The organism is Paenibacillus albicereus, assembly GCF_012676905.1.
GTDB lineage: Bacteria > Bacillota > Bacilli > Paenibacillales > Paenibacillaceae > Paenibacillus_O > Paenibacillus_O albicereus.
Genome location: NZ_CP051428.1, coordinates 1465990 through 1484152, shown reverse-complemented (window position 1 = coordinate 1484152; position 18163 = coordinate 1465990). Strand labels below are relative to the sequence as shown.

The 18163-nt window shown below is 66.1% G+C and carries 15 protein-coding genes; 2 read left to right on the top strand and 13 right to left on the bottom strand.

Annotation, left to right across the window (positions count from 1 at the left end):
• Positions 1 to 125 precede the first annotated feature (125 nt).
• Complete coding sequence (gene sspI, locus HGI30_RS06570) at positions 126 to 338, top strand: small acid-soluble spore protein SspI (RefSeq protein WP_168906892.1); 213 nt, start codon at positions 126 to 128, stop codon at positions 336 to 338.
• 102 nt (positions 339 to 440) lie between these two features.
• Here sspI and HGI30_RS06565 read toward each other — a convergent pair whose 3' ends face one another.
• The 6 genes from HGI30_RS06565 to HGI30_RS06540 form a co-directional block, all read right to left on the bottom strand.
• Positions 441 to 1463, bottom strand: a complete 1023-nt coding sequence (locus HGI30_RS06565; RefSeq protein WP_235680346.1) for an aromatic ring-hydroxylating dioxygenase subunit alpha — start codon at positions 1461 to 1463, stop codon at positions 441 to 443.
• Between the two features lie 13 nt (positions 1464 to 1476).
• The gene (locus HGI30_RS06560) at positions 1477 to 2538 is read right to left on the bottom strand and encodes a BMP family protein (protein WP_235680345.1); all 1062 of its coding nucleotides are present in this window, start codon (positions 2536 to 2538) and stop codon (positions 1477 to 1479) included.
• Positions 2539 to 2599: 61 nt separating this feature from the next.
• Entirely contained in the window at positions 2600 to 4123 is a 1524-nt protein-coding gene (locus tag HGI30_RS06555) for an ABC transporter ATP-binding protein (protein ID WP_168906891.1), read from the bottom strand.
• Positions 4124 to 4159: 36 nt separating this feature from the next.
• On the bottom strand, positions 4160 to 5095 hold the full coding sequence (locus tag HGI30_RS06550; protein ID WP_168906890.1) for an ABC transporter permease: 936 nt from the start codon (positions 5093 to 5095) through the stop codon (positions 4160 to 4162).
• Positions 5092 to 6231: an ABC transporter permease gene (locus HGI30_RS06545; protein WP_168906889.1), complete on the bottom strand. Its 1140-nt coding sequence runs from the start codon at positions 6229 to 6231 to the stop codon at positions 5092 to 5094. Before HGI30_RS06545 ends, HGI30_RS06550 begins: the two co-directional genes overlap by 4 nt.
• A gap of 44 nt (positions 6232 to 6275) precedes the next feature.
• Positions 6276 to 7661, bottom strand: coding sequence for an amidohydrolase family protein (locus HGI30_RS06540; RefSeq protein ID WP_235680344.1), 1386 nt, complete (start codon positions 7659 to 7661; stop codon positions 6276 to 6278).
• Positions 7662 to 7886: 225 nt separating this feature from the next.
• On the opposite strand from HGI30_RS06540, the gene HGI30_RS06535 reads away from it, so the two are divergent.
• Complete coding sequence (locus HGI30_RS06535) at positions 7887 to 9581, top strand: PucR family transcriptional regulator (RefSeq protein ID WP_168906888.1); 1695 nt, start codon at positions 7887 to 7889, stop codon at positions 9579 to 9581.
• 212 nt (positions 9582 to 9793) lie between these two features.
• On the opposite strand, the gene HGI30_RS06530 is transcribed toward HGI30_RS06535, so the two are convergent.
• The 7 genes from HGI30_RS06530 to zwf all read right to left on the bottom strand — a co-directional run bounded on the left by HGI30_RS06530 (position 9794) and on the right by zwf (position 18084).
• Positions 9794 to 10903: a Gfo/Idh/MocA family protein gene (locus tag HGI30_RS06530; RefSeq protein ID WP_168909761.1), complete on the bottom strand. Its 1110-nt coding sequence runs from the start codon at positions 10901 to 10903 to the stop codon at positions 9794 to 9796.
• 8 nt (positions 10904 to 10911) lie between these two features.
• Entirely contained in the window at positions 10912 to 11592 is a 681-nt protein-coding gene (locus tag HGI30_RS06525; protein ID WP_168906887.1) for a ThuA domain-containing protein, read from the bottom strand.
• A gap of 97 nt (positions 11593 to 11689) precedes the next feature.
• Positions 11690 to 12886 (bottom strand): Gfo/Idh/MocA family protein, encoded by a 1197-nt coding sequence (locus HGI30_RS06520; RefSeq protein WP_168906886.1) that lies wholly within the window; start codon positions 12884 to 12886, stop codon positions 11690 to 11692.
• A 74-nt stretch (positions 12887 to 12960) separates the two neighbouring features.
• Positions 12961 to 13965: a LacI family DNA-binding transcriptional regulator gene (locus tag HGI30_RS06515; RefSeq protein ID WP_206110031.1), complete on the bottom strand. Its 1005-nt coding sequence runs from the start codon at positions 13963 to 13965 to the stop codon at positions 12961 to 12963.
• Positions 13966 to 14093: 128 nt separating this feature from the next.
• Positions 14094 to 15680: a peptide chain release factor 3 gene (locus HGI30_RS06510; RefSeq protein WP_168906884.1), complete on the bottom strand. Its 1587-nt coding sequence runs from the start codon at positions 15678 to 15680 to the stop codon at positions 14094 to 14096.
• A gap of 113 nt (positions 15681 to 15793) precedes the next feature.
• Positions 15794 to 16423 (bottom strand): cyclase family protein, encoded by a 630-nt coding sequence (locus tag HGI30_RS06505; RefSeq protein ID WP_168906883.1) that lies wholly within the window; start codon positions 16421 to 16423, stop codon positions 15794 to 15796.
• 104 nt (positions 16424 to 16527) lie between these two features.
• A complete protein-coding gene (zwf, locus tag HGI30_RS06500) occupies positions 16528 to 18084 on the bottom strand; it encodes a glucose-6-phosphate dehydrogenase (protein ID WP_168906882.1) in 1557 nt (518 codons plus the stop codon).
• Positions 18085 to 18163: the final 79 nt, after the last annotated feature.

The following is an 18163-nucleotide window of genomic DNA, read 5'->3' as shown; positions in this document are numbered from 1 at the left end:
CCCTCCGCCTTTCCAATCCGCTCTGATGGCATCCATTATAGCATACGGCAGGCGTTTTCCGAATGGGGGAGGCGGGCGGCGGGCATTCTAACCGAGATCCGACATCAAGGGGGAATGAGCAAGCGATGAGCCAATTCAACCTGCGAGAGGCGATCACGCAGATCGTGCAGGACAAGTCCGAAAGCGAGCTCGGCGAGATCATCCGGGATTCGATCGACAGCGATGAAAAGGCCCTTCCGGGCCTCGGTGTGCTGTTCGAGATGATCTGGAAGGACAGCCCGGCCGCCGAGCAGCAGTCGCTGGTCGGCAAGCTGCACGGGCATCTGCACAAAGGCTGACGCCTGGGATCCGCGCCAAGCAGCCCTGCTTCCGCCGTATGCGCCGGAAGCAGGGCTGTCTGCGGTTGCGGGGCCATTTGGATTCCGCAAGCTGGATCTAGGCTACGCCATGCAGGTGCGGACGCCCATGCCGGCGAGCCATTTGCGATAAGCGACCGAAAGCTTGTCGGCCTTGTGGTTCAGCTCGGCCTGGAGGTCGAGCGGGAGCAGCTCCGGCTTCTGCGTCTCGATGATCCACTTGTCCTGATCGAATACGGTATCTTGAAAGTCGATGAAGGCCTGATCCGCGACGTCGAAGGCATAATTGCGCGACACCGGCATGTAGACGAGGCATTCCTTCTCCGAGATCGGCAGCACCGTCAGCATGATCCACAGCGTCTGGCCGGTGGCGGCATCCCGCTTGGACAGCCGGGCGGCTAAGGGACGGAACACTTCCTTGACGTAGACGTACGTCGTGCCCTCCGCATGCTCCGATCCCGAATGGGCGATCGGCTGAAAGATCGGCACGTCCCCTGTATAGACGCGCCCCTCCTCGCGATGCACCTCGAAGTCCGGCAGCTCGGAATAGTCGGGATGGCCGAGCAGTCCCCCATGCACGTACATCAGATGCGCGAAGTCGGTGAAGTTCTCGATGACCCGGGTGCCGGCGGCGTTCACCCGGTACGGACCGCAGACGAGCGGGCGATACTCCGGTCGCTCGAATTCCTCCAGGTCGGGCAGCTCGGCGCGCGGCTCGCCGATGCACGCCCAGACGATGCCGTACTTCTCCTGCGTTCGATACTTGACCGCCTTGGCGCGGGGCGGGATGCGGTCGTCCTTGCCTTGAGCCGGGATGCACACGCAGCTGCCTTCGGTATCGTACTTCCAGCCGTGATACGGACAGACGAGGTTGCGATCGTCCTCCACCCAGCCCTTGGACAGCATCGCGCCGCGATGCACGCACAGGTCGCGCAGCGCATGCACGCCCCGCGACGTCCGATAGACGGCGACGCGCTCGCCGAGCACGATGGCGGACAGCGGCTTGTCCTTCAGCTCCGCCGACGAGCAGACCGGATGCCATTCATGCTCCAGCACGCCGTCCTTGAGTGGAACCGTATCGGTGTAGCTCGGAATCGTCATGCTCATCTTCTTCCGCCTCCTAATCGCTGTTCTTGACCTGCAGGGAACCGTCTTGCAGCGAGGCGACGACCGCTTCGATCCGGTCCTTCGCTTCCTGCGGAATCTTGGCCTCGAAGCCATGGTAGGGACTGAGATATACCGCCCCTTCCTTCACGCCGAGCAGCTTGGGCTCCGCCTTCATGCGGCCTTCCTGAACCTCCTTGACGACGGACAGCATCGCCGCCGGATAGTCCTGGATGACGCTGACCGCGATCGTATCCGGCGCGATCGGGTTCAGATCCACGTTGGAGCCGATCGCCAGCACGCCCTCCTGCTTCGCCGCCTCGATGCCTCCGTTGCCGGCCGCATTCGCGTTCGTCATGACGACGTCGGCGCCTTTCTCGATCATGGAGATCGCCGTCTCCTTCGCCTTGGCGATATCCTCGCCGCTTCCCGTCATCGCCGTCAACACCTCGATGCCCGGCACGGCGGCCTCCGCGCCTTCCTTGAAGCCCGCCACGGAATTGGTGATCGGCGGGATGTCCATGCCGCCGATGGCGGCGACCTTGCCCGACTGCGACAGCAGCGCCGCGGCCGTGCCCATCAGATAGCCCTGCTCGCGGTTGTTGATGCTGATCGACGCGACGTTCGGCTCCTGCGCCGCGGTGGAGCTCGTCACGAGGAACCACGTATCCGGAAAGTCCTTGGCGATGTCCATCATCGGCTCCGCGAACTCGAAGCCATGCCCGATGACGACGTCGAAGCCGTCCTGCGCATAGCCGCGCAGGAACTCGGCCATGTCGGATTGACCGACCTTCTCCGAAACCTGCGTTTCCGCTCCAAGCTCGTCCTTGATCTTCATCAAGCCGCTGTAGGCGACGCTGTTCCAGCCGTTGTCGTTCACCGCTCCCGGAACGAGCAGCGCGACCTTCAAGCGGCCCGGGTCGTTGCCCTCCGGCGCCGATGCGCCCGTTTTCGCCGTCTCCCCGCCTCCGCAGCCCGCCAGCGCCAGAGCGAGCGCCAGCAGCAGCGCGGCCAGCCGCAGCCCTCCCGCCGCTCCCGAGCCGCTGATCGTTCGATGCGCCATCTTCCTCTTGTCCATTCCCATCGCCCCCTCGTTGTCAAAAGAAATAAATCCGAACCTGCCGCGCGAGCGCCATCCGTCACCCGTCCAGCCCCGCCATCCACAGGCCGATCCGCTCGGCCTCGAACTCTCCGCGCGCCATGACGCCGACCAGCCTGCCCTTGAACAGGACGGCGATGCGGTCGGAAAGCGCCCGCACCTCCTCCAGCTCCGTCGACAGGAGCAGCACGGCGCAGCCGCGCTCGCGCTCGGCGAGCAGCCGCGCGTGCACCTGCTCCGCGGCTCCGACGTCCATGCCGCGCGTCGGCTGCATCGCCAGCAGCAGGCTCGGCTCCAGCATGAGCTCTCTCGCCAGCACGACCTTCTGCTGGTTGCCCCCGGAGAGCGCGCGCACCGGCGCAGCCAGGCCGGGCGTACGCACTCGGAACGAGTGCACCGCCTGCTCGGCGGCTTCCCGCACCTTCCTCGGCCGCAGCAGCCCGAAGCGGCTGAACGGACGGCTCCGATAAGATTTGGCGATCAGGCTCTCGCCGATCGTCAGATCGAGGCACAGCCCCTCCCGATGCCGGTCCTCCGGAATATAGCCGACCCCGAGCTCCGCCATCCGGCGCGGATTCGGCCGCTCCAGGCTGGCTCCTCCGAGCTCCACCTGGCCGCCCGTCCGCCGCAGCAGGCCGAGCAGCACCTCGCACAGCTCCCGCTGGCCGTTGCCGTCGACGCCGGCGATGCCGAGAATCTCCCCTTCGCGCAGCTCCAGCGAAACTCCGCGCAGGCTCTGGCCCCCCGGCGCCTCCGCATGCACGTCCCTCATCGCCAGCCGGACCTTGCCCTCGCGCGCCGCCGTTCGCGGCAATACCGGCTTCAGCTCGCGTCCGACCATGAGCGAGGCCAGCTCCGCCGCGCTCGTGGCGGAGACGTCCCGGCTCGCGACGAGCCGCCCTGCCCGCAGCACGCTCACGCGGTCGCAGACGCCCATCACCTCCTGCAGCTTGTGGCTGATGAAGACGATCGTCTTGCCCTGCTCCCGCAAGCCGCGCAGGATCGCCATCAGCTCCTCCGTCTCGAGCGGCGTCAGCACGGCCGTCGGCTCGTCGAGGATGATGAACTCGGCTCCGCGATACAGCGTCTTGACGATCTCCACCCGCTGCTGCTGGCCGACGGACAGCTCCTGCACCTTGCGCGCAGGGTCGATCCGCAGGCCGTACCGCTCCGACAGCTCCGCGATGTCGCGGCAGGCCTGCCGCTTGCGCAGCAGCGGTCCGCGCCCCTGCTTCAGCCCGATCAGGACATTCTCCGCTGCCGTCAGCGCCGGCACGAGCATGAAGTGCTGATGCACCATGCCGATGCCCGCTCTCATCGCCGCTCGCGGCGAGCCGAAGCGGACGGACGCTCCGTTCAGCCGAATCTCTCCCCCGTCGGGCTCGATCAGGCCGGAGAGCATGTTCATCAGCGTGCTTTTGCCCGCCCCGTTCTCGCCGAGGATGGCATGGATCTCTCCGCGCCGAAAGTCCAAGTCCAATCCGTCGTTCGCCGTGAACGAGCCGAAGCGCTTCGTCAGCCCGCGCGTGGCGAGCACGATCTCTTCCCCTGCGCTTATCCGCATGGCGATCCTCCTCCCTTCTACCTCTTGGCTTCGGTCTCAGACACGGTTGGCGGCGCTTTTGTACGGCTTGGCTGTCGCCGCCGGCGCCCGCGTCCGGCCGGAGAACCAGGCGAGCGCCAGCATCGTCAGCACATACGGGAACAGCAGCAGGAACTGGTACGGAATCTCGATGCCGAGCGTCTGGAAGCGCAGCTGGAGGGCGTCGGCGGCTCCGAACAGCAGCGATCCCGCCGCCGTGCCGCCCGGCGTCCAGCGGCCGAAGATGACGGCCGACAAGGCGATGAATCCGCGGCCCGCCACCATGTTCTCCGTGAACTGGTTGAGGAGCCCGATCGACAGCGCGCCTCCCGCCAGTCCGGCCAGCACGCCTCCGATCGCGCAGCATTGGTAGCGGATCCGGTGCACGCGCACGCCGAGGGTGTCGGCCGCGAGCGGATGCTCGCCGACCGCCCGTACGCTCAGGCCCCAGCCGGTCCGGTACAGGACGAGGCTGACGACGGGAAGCAGGGCGAAGGCGAGATAGGTGAGCAGGTTGTGCTGGAACAGCATCGGTCCGACGACCGGCAGGTCGCTCAGCAGCGGGATCGGCAGCGGCTGCAGGCTGACGGCCTGCCGCGCCTCGGTGCCCATGCCGAGCAGCGAGCGTCCGAATACCGTCGTCACGCCGAGGCCGAGCAGATTGAGCGCCGTGCCGATGATGACCTGGTCGGCTCCGGTCGTGACGACGAGAAAGGCGAACAGCAGGCCGATCAGGCAGCCGGCAGCGGCCGCCGCCGCCAGTCCCGTCCAGGCGCTGCCGCCGGCGGCCGAGCCGAGCACGGCCGCCAGCGCGCCGATCAGCATCATGCCTTCCATGCCGATGTTGAGGATGCCGCTGCGAGCCATGAACAGCACGCCGAGCGCCGCCAGCAGCACGATCGCGGACAGCCGGATCGCCGCTTCGGCGTAGTGGATCCATGCGTCTGCGCTCATGCTCCTTCCCCTCCCAGCTTCGTCGTCTCGATGGCGGCTGCGGGTCCGGCTCGGCCCGCCTCCCGTCCGCCGAGCAGTCTCGCGACGATCATCCGCTTCACGCCGTTCAGCCAGTAGCGGTTGCAGAGCATCAGGATGATGAGCACCGCCTGGATGACGTACACGAGCGAGGTCGAAGCGCCTGTCGCGCGCTGCATGGCGTTCGCGCCGCTGCGCAGTCCGCCGAACAGCAGCGCCGACAGGATATTCCCGAGCGGATGCGCGCCTCCGAGCAGCGCCACGGCGATGCCGTCATAGCCGAAGCCCGGCGAGAAGTTCTGCAGCAGCCGGTTCTGCACGCCTCCGATCTCCATCCAGCCGGCCAGCCCGGCGAAGGCGCCGCTCGCCATCAGCACGAGCACCGTGTTGCGCTTCACCGGCATGCCGGCGACCTCGGCGGCGCGCCGGTTGGAACCTGCGGAACGAATCTCGTAGCCCCATGTGGAGCGGTGAAGCACGAGATACGCGACGATTGCCGCCGCGAGCGCGATCAGCGCGCCGGCATGCAGCCGTGAGCCGAGCAGCTTGGGCAGCTCCGCCGCGAGCGGGATCGCCGCCGACTGCGGCAGCGAGCCGCCCGCATCCCGCAGCGGACCCGTCACCATGTAGCTCACGAGATACAAGCCGACATAATTGAGCATGATCGTGCTGATGATCTCGCTGGCCCCCCGTCCGGCCTTGAGCGCTCCGGCGATGCCGCCCCACAGCGCCCCGCCTGCCATGCCGCACAGCAATGCGAGCGGCAGGTGCAGCCAGCCCGGCAGCGGCGGCAGCAGCAGCGCCGCGGCCGTTCCGGCGAGCGCTCCGGCGTAGAGCTGGCCTTCGGCGCCGATGTTGAACAGGCCGCAGCGGTAGGCGAAGCTGTAGGCCAGTCCGGTCAGCAGCAGCGGCGTCGCCTTGACGAGCGTTTCCTTGAAGCTGTCCAGGCTGCCGGCCGCCCCGTCCCACAGGGCGGGATAGGCGGCCCAGGGAGAGATGCCCGCCGCCGCCATGACTGCGGCGCCGGCCGCCAGCGCTCCTGTGAGCGCCAAGGCATGGAACAGCGCTTCGACGAGCAGCTTGACCGTTTTCTCGCGAACCGATCCGTCAGCCTCCATGGATCGTGCCTCCTTTCGGTTGGTTTGGCGCCGACCCGCCGCCCTCAGCTCCGCTGGGCATACGCCGGGTAGGCCGCGGCCAGCCGGCTCCGCAAGCGATCGACGCGGCTCTGGGCGCGGCGGATGATCTCCGCTTCGTCCACGAGCGTGCAGGCGCCGCCGTTGACGACGATCTGTCCGTCGACGAGCACCGTATGCACGTCGTTGCCGTTGGCGTTGTACACGAGCGCAGAAGAGACGCGGTGCAAGGGCGCGATATGCGCTTTCTGCAGGTCGACGACAGCGATGTCTGCCTTCATGCCGGGCGCGAGCTGTCCGAGATCGCCGTCGCGGCCGAGCGCCTTGGCTCCGCCGCGCGTGCCGAGCTCCAGCACCTGCATGGGCGGCAGCAAGGTCGAGTCCATCCGGTCGAGCTTGTGCAGGCAGGCGGCGAACTTGAGCACCTCCAGATTGTCCTGGCAGTTGTTGCTGCCCGGGCCGTCCGTGCCGAGCGCGACGTTGATGCCGGACTCCAGCATCTCCGGCACGCGCGCCACCCCGGAGGCGAGATACATGTTCGATACCGGACAATGGATGACCGAGGCGCCCGCATCCCGGATGAGCTCCAGCTCCCGGTCGCTGAGCCAGATGCCGTGCACGACCTGCGTGGACGGCCCCAGCAGCCCGACGGCCTCGACCAGCTCCAGGTTGCGCAGCCCGAAGCGCTCCAGCGTGTTCTCGATCTGGCCGCTCGTCTCCGCGACATGGATGTGGGCGATGAGGCCGCGCTCGCGGCTGAAGCGGGCGGCCCGCTCGAGGAATTCCCGCGAGCAGCCGTACAGGTTGAGCGGTCCCAGCGCGATCCGCAGCCGGCCTCCCGCCTCGCCGTCCCAGCGGTCCAGAGCCTCGTCCGTGCGGCGGAAGATCGTCTCTTCGTCCTCGCGCAGCCGTTCCTCGTAGCTCAGGTCGACGCCGCCTCGGGCCAGATAGCCGCGGATACCGCTCTCGCGCATCGCCCGCAGCACCCCGTCCGTGTTGCCTTCGAACGTGTGGATGTAATGATGGTCCATCACCGTCGTCGCGCCGGACTTCAGGTTCTCGACGCAGCCGATCATCGCCGCCAGGTAGAAATCCTCCTCCTCCATGGCCAGCGAGCCCGGCCAGATGACCTGCCGCAGCCAGTCGAACAGCCGGTACTCGTCCGATACGCCGCGCAGGAACGTCTGGAACAGATGCGTGTGGCTGTTGATGAGGCCCGGGATGACCGCCATCCCCCGCGCTTCTACGATCCGGTCGGCGCGCGCGAGCAGCCGCTCTTCCCCTTCCACCGGCGGCCAGCTGCCCACCTCCGCGATCCGGTCGCCTTCGACCAGCACATATCCCGGCTCCAGCAGCTCGCGTTCATCGTTCATCGTCAGTACGAAGCCTTCCCGGATCAAGATCGTACTCATATGCCCCACCTCGTTTTATGTCAACTTTCCTGACTCGATATGACTTGAGCTAAGCGTACTGGATTGCCGTCTTGGTTGTCATTGGTTATACTGAATCAAAATCATCGCCTGTTTTGTTCATTTCCACCAAACGCCTTTCTAGTTAAGTCAGATTTTCTTACATAATAAACGGTCATCATCCAAGCGAGCCGTTCTAAATTGGCTCAGGAAAGGAGAAACCCGCCTATGCGGATCGGGGACTTGATTCATGCGCCGATGCTCGGCAGCTCCCGGCTCGTCGCCGGCAAGGAAGGCTTGGACCGGCTGGTGTCGAGCGTGAACATGATGGACTCGCCGGATATCTTCGACTTCCTGAAGCCGAGCGAGCTGCTGCTGACGACCGCCTACGCCGTCAAGGATCAGCCGGAGGTGCTCGTCCGTCTCGTCGAGGAGATGGGCCGCCTCGGCTGCGCGGGGCTCGGCATCAAGACCAAGCGCTATTTCGACCGGATTCCGCCGGAGCTGATCGAAGCGGCGGACCGGCACCGGCTGCCGCTGCTGGAGCTCGGCCTGGACTGCTCGCTGGCCGATGCGGTGCAGCAGCTCATGGCCCGCATCCTCCAGGTCCGCACGGAGGAGATGCGGTATGCGCTGCTCGCGCACCGTCAGCTGACCGAGCTCGTCATGGAAGGCCGCAGCCTTCAGGATCTCATCGAGGCCGTCGGTCGCCTGATCGGCCTGCCCGTGCTTCTGCTCGGCGCGGAGGGCGAGCCGGTCGCCTCCTCCGGCATCGTGCCGGAGGAGGCGTTTTCCTCCCGCCTCGCGTCCGAGACGGATCCGCCCGGCATCGAGCATCCGCTGACGGGCGCCATTTTCCGGCGCCTGCGCGAGAGCTTCGGCCGCTCCTCGCTGCGCCCGGTCTATTTGCCGCTCGACGACGTTCCGAGCTGCCGCTGGTCCGGCGTGCTTGCCGCGCCGATCCACACCACGCAGCTCCAGGGCGGGCTTCTGGCCGCCTGCGAATCCGGAGCCCCCGACGAAATGGCGTACCAGACGCTGGAGCAGGCGGCCAACGTCGCCAGCTTCGAGCTGCTCAAGACGCTGGCCGTACGCGAGCGCTCGCGGCGCTTCAAGCATGATTTCCTGTCCGACGTCGTCGACGGCCTGATCGCGCAGGAATCGGAGATTGCGCGCCGGGGGCGCCGCTACGGCCTGGAGCCGGATCGGCCCTACGTGTGCGCCGTCATCAAAAAAGACCCGCCCGCCGGCCAGGAGGCCGGCGGCGGGTCGAGTCCGCAGCGCATGGATCGGCGCGAGCGGGACGAGCTGTACGAAGCGGTCAAGAAAGCGGCCCGGTCGGCCGGGCTCGGCGGACTGCTGTTCGCCAAGCAGGACGGGCTCGCCATGATCGAGCCCTGCCTGCAGGGCGGCCCGAGCGGGCTCGAGCGGCTGCTCGGCATGCCGCTGCAGCGGGTCGTCCTGCAAGCCGGCGAGGCGCTCGGGATCGGCCTCAGCTGCGGCATCGGCAATCCATCCGATCGCCTGTCGTCGCTCTCCCGTTCGTTTCAGGAAGCCGGGAATGCCTGGAAATCCGGCCTGCTCGTCGGCAAGCGCCGCTTCCTTCAGTTCAGCCACGTGCAGGAGTTGCCCGAGCTGCTGCGGATGCTCCCGCTGCCGGAGCGGCGCCGCTTCGTCGCGGAGACGTTCGGGGCGCTGGACACGGCCGAGGAGAGCGAGGAGCTGCGGCGGACGCTGCGCGCCTACTATGAGCACCAGGGGCGCATCGCCGATACCGCCAAGGCGCTGTATGTCCATCGCAATACGGTCTTGTACCGCATGGCCAAGATCGAGCAGCTCTGCGGACGCTCCTTGCGCGCTCCTGCGGACAGCCTGCGCTTCCGCACCGCGTTCCAGCTCGAGGAGCTGGACGGTTCGGATTGAGCGAAGCCTCTGATCCACCTTGCTGCAGACTGCTCTAGGCATGCGAGCTCTTGCCGAGAGGCGGGCGCCGATCGGGCTCGGCGGAATTCTGGCCGGCGGAATCCGCCATGCCCCCAAGACCGCTTCCTCGCCAGGACGTGAAAAGCCGGGCATGCGAAAAGCCGGATGAGGCGGTCGCCTCATCCGGCCTTTACGGCAGCCTTGCCGTCCCTTCAATTCGCCGCCGCGCCGTCCTCCGGCTGCAGCGCCGGCATCGGCTCCGGCCGCTCGCAGCGGCTGCGCATCCGGTAGCGCATGCCGGACGCAGCGGCGTCGTGGATGCCGTGCATCGCCTCCAGCACATGCGCGGCCATGTCCCCGCTCGCCCGATGCGGGCGATTTTCGCGGATGGCCCGAGCCATGTCGGCCACGCCGACGCCCCGGTTGTTGTCCGTATAGCCATGCGTCAGCGGGATGCTCTCGAAGCCGGACTGCCCGATTCGGCGCAGCTTGACGTCTCCGCCGAAGTTGTTCGGGTCCGGCACGAGCAGCGTGCCTTCGGTGCCGTAGATCTCGATCGGCGGCACGGTCGTGCCGCCCGGCGTGTCAAAGCTGGTGACGAGCGTCGCGACCGGCCCGCTTTCAAAATCGAGCACGCCGGCCAGGTGAGTCGGCACCTCGACGTGGATGACCGTGCCCTTCTTCGGCTCGCTGCCGATCCGCCGCTCCGCGTGAGTCGTCACGGCCGAGCCGGTCACGGACGCGATCGGCCCGAGCAGCGTCACGAGCGCGGTCAGGTAGTACGGCCCCATGTCGAACATCGGGCCCCCGCCCGGCTTGTAATAAAACTCCGGATCGGGATGCCAGCCCTCATGGCCTCCGCTCAGCATGAACGCGGAGGCGGCGACCGGCCGGCCGATCGCGCCTTCGTCGATCAGCCGGCGGCATGTCTGGATCGCGCCGCCCAGGAACGTCTCCGGCGCGCCGGCAATGCGCTTGCCGCTACGGCGGGACGCCTCCTGCAGCGCGAGCGCTTCCTCGCGCGTCACCGTGATCGGCTTCTCCGCGTACACATGCTTGCCCGCCTCCAGCGCCATCAGGCTCACCTTCGCATGCGACGCGGGGATCGTCAGGTTGACGACGATCTCCACTTCCGGGTCGGCGAGCAGCTCCTCCGCCGTGCCGGACTTCGGCACGCCGAACTCCGCCGCGCGCTCTGCCGCCCGGGCCGGATCGAGGTCGGCGCAGAACACGAGCTCCGTCTCCTCGAAAGCCTGCAGGTTCTTGCAGTAGATGCGGCTGATGTTGCCGCAGCCGATGATGCCGACCTTCGCCTTGCGCATCGTCCCGCTCATCGCGCCTCCTCCTGCTCCGCCGCTGCTGCCGCAGCTTCGCGGGCGGCCTGCCTGCCCTCCGCCGCCCACAGCATGCCCCGCCTCATCAGCTCGAGCACTTGCGGCATCTCGACGATGTCCGCCTGATGGCCGAGCGTGCAGTGATAGACGCGTCCCTCGCCCCAGCCCTTCGTCCAGACGACCGGCATCTCCGTCTCGCCGAACCGGGTGATCGCATGGACGCGAATCGCCGGATCGACATGCATGTAGTACTTCTCGGAAGCGACCTCGATCGTGCCGATTCCGGCCGTCAGCGGATCGTCCGCCTCGACCATCTCGACGTCGTAGCGCACGCCGTCGTTGCCCGGATGCGCGACCCACTGGCCGCCGACCATGTACTGATAGTCGACCTCCTGGCGGAACGCGTCGGACATCCCGCCATGGCAGCCGGCCAGCCCGCAGCCGGCCTGCACCGTGTCGAGGAGCGGCCTCAGCTGCTCCTGCTCGATCGTGCCCATCGTCCAGAGCGGCACGATCAGATCGAGCGACGCCATCCGCTCCGCATCCTTGAAGCTGTCGAGCGTATCCGATTCCGTCACGTCGAAGCCTTCCGCCCGCAGCACGCCGGCGAGCAGCTCCGATACCTCCTTCGGCTGATGTCCGTCCCAGCCGCCTTGCACGATCAATGCCTGTTTCACCTGTAGCCAGCCCCTCTCCCTCATTTCAAGCGTATCCAGCTCCTCGACATCCGCCGCCTTCCCTCCTGCGGACAATGCCCTTCCTCCCCCGGCTTGCTCAGCCCTCCGTCAGCTCCGTCAGCTTCACCCAGCGCCGCTCCTCGACGGAGCGCTCCACCGCCTCGAGCACCTCCTGGCACTTGACGCCGTCCACGAAGCTCGGACTCGGCTGGCGGTCTTCCGCGACCGCCGTCAGCAGCTCCAGCATCTCATGCGTGAATGTATGCTCGAACCCGATCGTATGCCCGGCCGGCCACCAGGCGTCCGCATAGGCGTGGGCCGCGTCGGTGCACAGCACCCGCCGGAAGCCCTGCACGTCCTCCGCATCGTCGGCGAAGTACACCTCCAGCTCGTTCATCCGCTCGAAATCGAAGCGGACGCTGCCCTTGCTGCCGTTGATCTCGAACGAGTTCGTGCTGCGATGGCCCGGCGCGAAGCGCGTCGCCTCGAAGCTGCCGAGCGCCCCGCCGGCGAAGCGGGCCAGGAACAGCGTCGCGTCGTCGACCGTGACCGGGCCGCGCGGCGCGTCCTCGGCCGCGCTGCCTCTCGCGCTCAGGCCGGACATTTCCGTCGGCAGCGGACGCTCCTTGACGAACGTCTCGCTCATGCCGACCACCTCGTCGAATTCGCCGACCAGATGGCGGGCCAGGTCGATCAGATGCGCGCCGAGATCGCCGTGCGAGCCCGAGCCGGCGATCTCCTTCTGCAGCCGCCAGACGAGCGGGAAGTCCGGATCGACGATCCAGTCCTGCAGGAACCACGCGCGAAAATGATAGATGCGGCCGAGCCGGCCCTCATCGACCAGCTTTTTCGCCAGCTTCACCGCCGGCGAGAAGCGGTAGTTGAAGCCGGTCATATGCTTGACTCCGGCTTGCTCGGCCGCCTCCAGCATCGTGCGGGCATCCGCCAGCGTGAGCGCCAGCGGCTTCTCGCAGAACAGATGCTTGCCCGCCTTCGCCGCCGCGACCGCGATCTCCAGATGCGCGTCGCTCGGCGCGTTGATGTCGATCAGATCGAGATCGTCGCGCTCGACCAGCTTGCGCCAATCCGTCTCCAGCTCGCGCCAGCCGAGCTGGGCGCGCGCCGTCTCCGCCGCCGAGGCGTCCCGCCCGCATAGCACGGCCATCTCCGGCTGCAGCGGAGCGCCGCCGAAAAACATCGGCAGCGCCCGATAGGCGTTGCTGTGCGCCTTGCCCATGAACTTGTAGCCGATCATGCCGATCCGAAGCATGTTCTTCTTTTCCGCTTGCGCCATCTGCCTCTCCCCGTTTCGCTTGAATTGGTCCGTCTCCCCCTGCTTGCGACAGCCTCCGCCTCGCCTCGTTCCTGCTAGACGCCCCGCCTCCTGCTCGACTCCCGCTCGACGAGGCGCGGGGGCAGCTTGCCGGGCGGCCGCTTCAGCTCGCCGAGGGCCAGTTGCGCCGCCAGCCGCCCCATCTCGTCAAAGCTCGCCGAAACGCTCGTCAGCGCCGGCTGCGTCAGCCGCGCGCCGTCGGAATCGTCGTAGCCGGCCAGGCCATAGTCCCGGCCGGCTTCCAGCCCGAGCTGCCGCAGCCCCTGCAGCAGGCCGATCGCCATGCGATCGTTCGCCGCCGCCAGCGCGTCCGCTTCTCCGCCGCGGATGAGCCGTGCCGCAGCGGCGGCCATCTCCAGCCCGCTCTTGCGGCTGTAGTTGCCGACGAGCGGCTCGATCCGATCCGCGCCGACAGCGCTCATCGCATCGCGGTAGCCGAGCAGCCGATCCCGGCTGTTGGAGTAGTCCGGCGGCCCGCCGATGAACGCCGGACGGCTCCAGCCCTGCTCCAGCAGATGCGCCGTCGCCAGCCGGCTCCCTTCAAGGTGATCCGCTTCCACCGTCCGCCGCTCGAGCCCATCCATCCGCTGGTTGACGAGCGCATAGGGATGTCCGTTCCGCTCCAGCTCCAGCAGCGCCTCCCGCTCCTCCTCGCCGTCGCGGGCGCCGAGCACGATCAGGCCGCCGACCTTGCGCTGCCGGAACAGCAGCTCGTACTCCCGCCGCTCGTCCGGACTTCGCTGCAGCAGCAGCAGATCGGCCCCATGCTCCCGAGCCGCCTCACTGATGCCGCCGAGAATTTCCGAGAAGTAGTACGTCGAGAACAGCTGCACCTTCGGCAGGTACGGCAGCACGACGCCGATGTTGCCGCTGCGGCGCTTGGCGAACTGCCGCGCCAGCTCGCTCGGCACGTAGCCCAGCTCGCTCGCCGCCTGCAGCACCCGGTCGCGGGTTTTCGGCTTCACCGCCTCCGAGCCGCTGAATACCCTCGATACCGTCGCCTCGGAGACGCCCGCCTTGTCTGCTACTTGCTTTCTCATCGCCAACCCATCTTTCCGTTGCTTGCTGATTCATAGACCCAAAATGTACGCGCGTTCATTCTAACGCGAAGCGCTTTCAGCTGTCAATGCGAAATCGCGACACGCTGCAAAAGAAAAAAACCGCTCCATCAAGGAGCGGTCTCGAGAAATTTCGAGGTCGGATTTTTGTCCATGGCCGTGCGCATCGCGTACTCGTTCTCGAAGAGAGCGACATAGTTGCCCTTCTTGTCCTTCACGAGCGTCGAGTTGATGCGGTACTTGGACGGATCGATGTTATCGTCGACGATCCAGCGGGCGAACTGGAACGTCATCCGCTGCAGGATGACGTCGACGCCATATTCGCCTTTCATGCGGTATTCGAACACCTCGAACTGCAGCTGCCCGACGACGCCGAGAATCGTGTCCTCGAAGCCGCCTGCCGTCGTGAACACCTGGATCGTGCCTTCTTCGGTCAGCTGGTCGAGGCCTTTCTCGTACTGCTTCTTCTTGAGCGCGTTCTTGATGGATACCTTGGCGAAAATTTCCGGCGAGAACGTCGGCAGCTCGTCGAACTCCAGATCCTTGGACATCGCCAGCGAATCGCCGATCCGGAAGATGCCGGGATCGAACAGGCCGATGATGTCGCCCGGATAGGCGGCCTCGACGATGTCTCGGTCCTGGGCGAGGAACTGCTGCGGCTGGGCGAGCTTGATGTCCTTGCCCATGCGCACATGCTTGACGCTCATGCCGCGCTCGAAGCGGCCGGAGACGATGCGCAGGAAGGCGATCCGGTCGCGGTGCGCCGGATTCATGTTGGCCTGGATCTTGAACACGTATCCGCTGAACTTCTCGTTCGTCGGCTCCACCGGTCCGCTCGTGCTGTTGCGCGACGCCGGCTTGGGGGCGAGCTGCAGGAAGTTCTCGAGGAACGTCTGCACGCCGAAGTTGTTCACCGCGCTGCCGAAGAATACCGGCGTCAGCTCGCCGGCCCGCACCTTTTCGAAGTCGAACGGATCGCCCGCGACATCGAGCAGCTCCAGATCCTGCTCCAGCTGGTCGGCCAGATAGTCGCCCGCCATCTCGCGGATGACCGGATCGCGGAAGTCGCCGACCTTGCGCACCTCGATCGTCGAGTGGTCGTTGCCTTGGAACAGCTCGACCTGGTTTTTCATGCGGTCATAGACGCCGCACAGCTCGCGGCCCATGCCGATCGGCCAGTTCATCGGCACGCTGCGGATGCCGAGCACGCGCTCGAGCTCCTCCATCAGGTCGAACGGGCTCTGGCCTTCGCGGTCGAGCTTGTTGATGAACGTGAAGATCGGAATGCCGCGCCGGCGGCAGACTTGGAACAGCTTGATCGTCTGCGCCTCGACGCCCTTGGCGACGTCGATCAGCATGACCGCGCTGTCCGCGGCCGTCAGCGTGCGGTACGTGTCCTCGCTGAAGTCCTGGTGGCCCGGCGTATCCAGGATGTTGACGCGATGCCCGTTGTAGTCGAACTGCATCACCGAGGACGTGACCGAGATGCCGCGCTGCTTCTCGATCTCCATCCAGTCGGAGGTCGCATGCTTGCTCGCTTTGCGGGCCTTGACGGACCCGGCTTCACGGATCGCGCCGCCGAACAGCAGCAGCTTTTCGGTCAGCGTCGTCTTGCCGGCATCGGGGTGGGAAATGATGGCGAACGTGCGCCTCTTGTCGACTTCGTGTTGAATCTCTTCGTTCAGTTGCTTCGTCATGGACTTCTCCTTGCTTCGTACAATTTATCGTCAGGCTCCGACTATGCGTCGTTCTCCGTGGGCGGATCGCCGAAGAACTCAGATCGGCAGCGGCATCGGCTTGTTCTCCTTTGTCATGAACCGATCAGCAGCGCCCGCGCGGGCGCGGCCTCGATCCCGCTCAGCTTGAGCGGAGCGATGACCATGAAGTAGGTTCCGGCGGCGACTTCCTTGAGCCGGAGGCCCTCCACGATCAGGATGCGGTTGCGGAACAGCAGCCGATGCGTCGGATATTCCGGCTGCGAGCGCTCGATGCCGAGCGCATCCGTGCCGATGCCTCGAACCCCTACTTCAATTAAATACCGAGCGCCATCTTCGCGCAAGTAGATAAAATCGTCCTCGAACGTATCGGTCTCGGAGTTGATCGTCTTGAACAGCACCCAGTCGCCGCGGACGAGGCCGAGCGGCTCCAGGTCGGCGCGCCCGATGCCGTCCCGCACATGCGTCAAGTCGACGACCCGCGCGCTGCCGACCAGCTCCTGCAGGCTGATCGTCTCGATCGTATCGCCGTCCGCCAGCATGTGCAGCGGGGCGTCGAGATGCGTGCCGGTGTGGACGCCGAGCCGCAGCTCGGTCTCGTACACGCCGTTCTTGTCCGGAGGATGCGGATTCAGCGTACGCAGCTCCGGCTGCTTGGCGGGAGCGTTGCCCCATACGGCCATGCCGGGCTGCACCGTCATGGAGATGTCGTAGACCTTGAACATAGGAGTCTCCTTTCGCGATCGCAAAATGCAGGTCTTAAACGCCTCCAATCCTGTCCGGATGCCCGAACAGGATTGGAAGGGTGAATGGATGGGAAATCAGCCGATCAGCTGCCGCCGCCGCTGATCCAGACGACGTTGTCCTCGGCTTGGCCGTTGACGGGCCACCAGAAGAAGCCGTCCTGCTGCAGCAGGCGATCCGCTTCCTCCGGCCCCCAGGAGCCGGCCGCATAGGAGCGGAGATCGCCGTCGTTTTCCCGCCAGGCGGCCGCGATGCGGTCCACGAACGTCCAGGCAGCCGCCACTTCGTCCCAGCGGGTGAAGTAGGTGGAGTCCCCGCGGGCGGCATCGTAGAGAAGCAGCTCGTAGGCTTCCGGGGTGTTGATGCCGATCTGGCAGCTTTGGCAGAACTCCATCGCGACCGGCTGCACCTCGTTGTCGGAGCCCGGGCGCTTGGCGTTGATCTTGAGGTAGATGCCCTCCATCGGATTGACGCGGATGACGAGCAGGTTCGGGCCGAGTTCATGCCGCTTGGCGAACAGCACGTTGTCCGGCACGTTCTTGAACTCGATGACGACCTCCGTCGTTTTGACCGGCAGGCGCTTGCCGGTGCGGATGTAGAACGGCACGCCGGCCCAGCGGAAATTATCCACGTATACCTTGGCCGCGAAATACGTCTCCGTCGACGACTCGGGATCGACCTTGTCCTCCTGACGGTAGCCGGGGAGCTCCTTGCCCTTGCTGCTGCCCGCGCGGTATTGGCCGCGCACGACGCGCTCGCGCACCTCTTCGCTGCTGCCGAGCTGTCGGAGGGAACGGAGCACCTTGACCTTTTCGTCGCGCAGGCTCTCCGGATGGAGCCTCCCCGGCGGCTCCATCGCAATCATCGTAATCATCTGCAGGATATGGTTCTGGCCCATGTCCCGCAGCGCTCCGGAATGATCGTAATAACCGCCCCTCTCCTCGACGCCGACCGTCTCGGACAGCGTGATCTGGACGTTGGCGATATGGTTCTTGTTCCAGAGCGGCTCGAACAGCTGGTTCGCGAAGCGCAGCACCTGGATGTTCTGCACCATCTCCTTGCCGAGATAGTGGTCGATCCGGTACACCTCTTCCTCCTTGAACACCTGGCTCAGCTGGCCGTTCAGCTCGCGCGCCGACTCCAGATCGTAGCCGAACGGCTTTTCGATGACGAGCTTGTGCCAGCCGGCGGACTCCAGCAGCCCGCCGTCCCGCAGGTTGAACGAGACCGGACCGAACAGCTCCGGCGCCAGCGCGAGATAAAAGAGGCGGTTGCCGTTGATGCCGAACTTCTGGTCGAGCTCGCCGGACAGCCGGTTCAGCTCGCGGAAGCCGTCCACGTTGTGGATGTCCAGCGACATGTAGACGAAATGATCCGCGAACCGGCTCCAAAGCTCCTGGTCGATCGCCTTGTAGCGGCAGAACTCCTGGATCGACTCGTAGACGTCCTGGCGGAACTGCCCGTTGTCGCGCGGACGGCGGGCAAGGCCGACGACCGCGAAGTCCTCCGCCAGCTTGCCTTCTTTATATAGGGAAAAAAGCGCCGGGAACAGCTTCCTCCGCGCCAGGTCGCCAGTGGCTCCGAACAGATAGTAGACCGCGCCTTCGGCGGCTGTCAGTTCCTGTTTGTTAGAGTAGTTCATGTTCCTCATTCTTTCGTCATGAATTTGGTTGGATCGGGTCGATATGGTATGTAGTGTAACATATCGGTGCGGGCGCGGC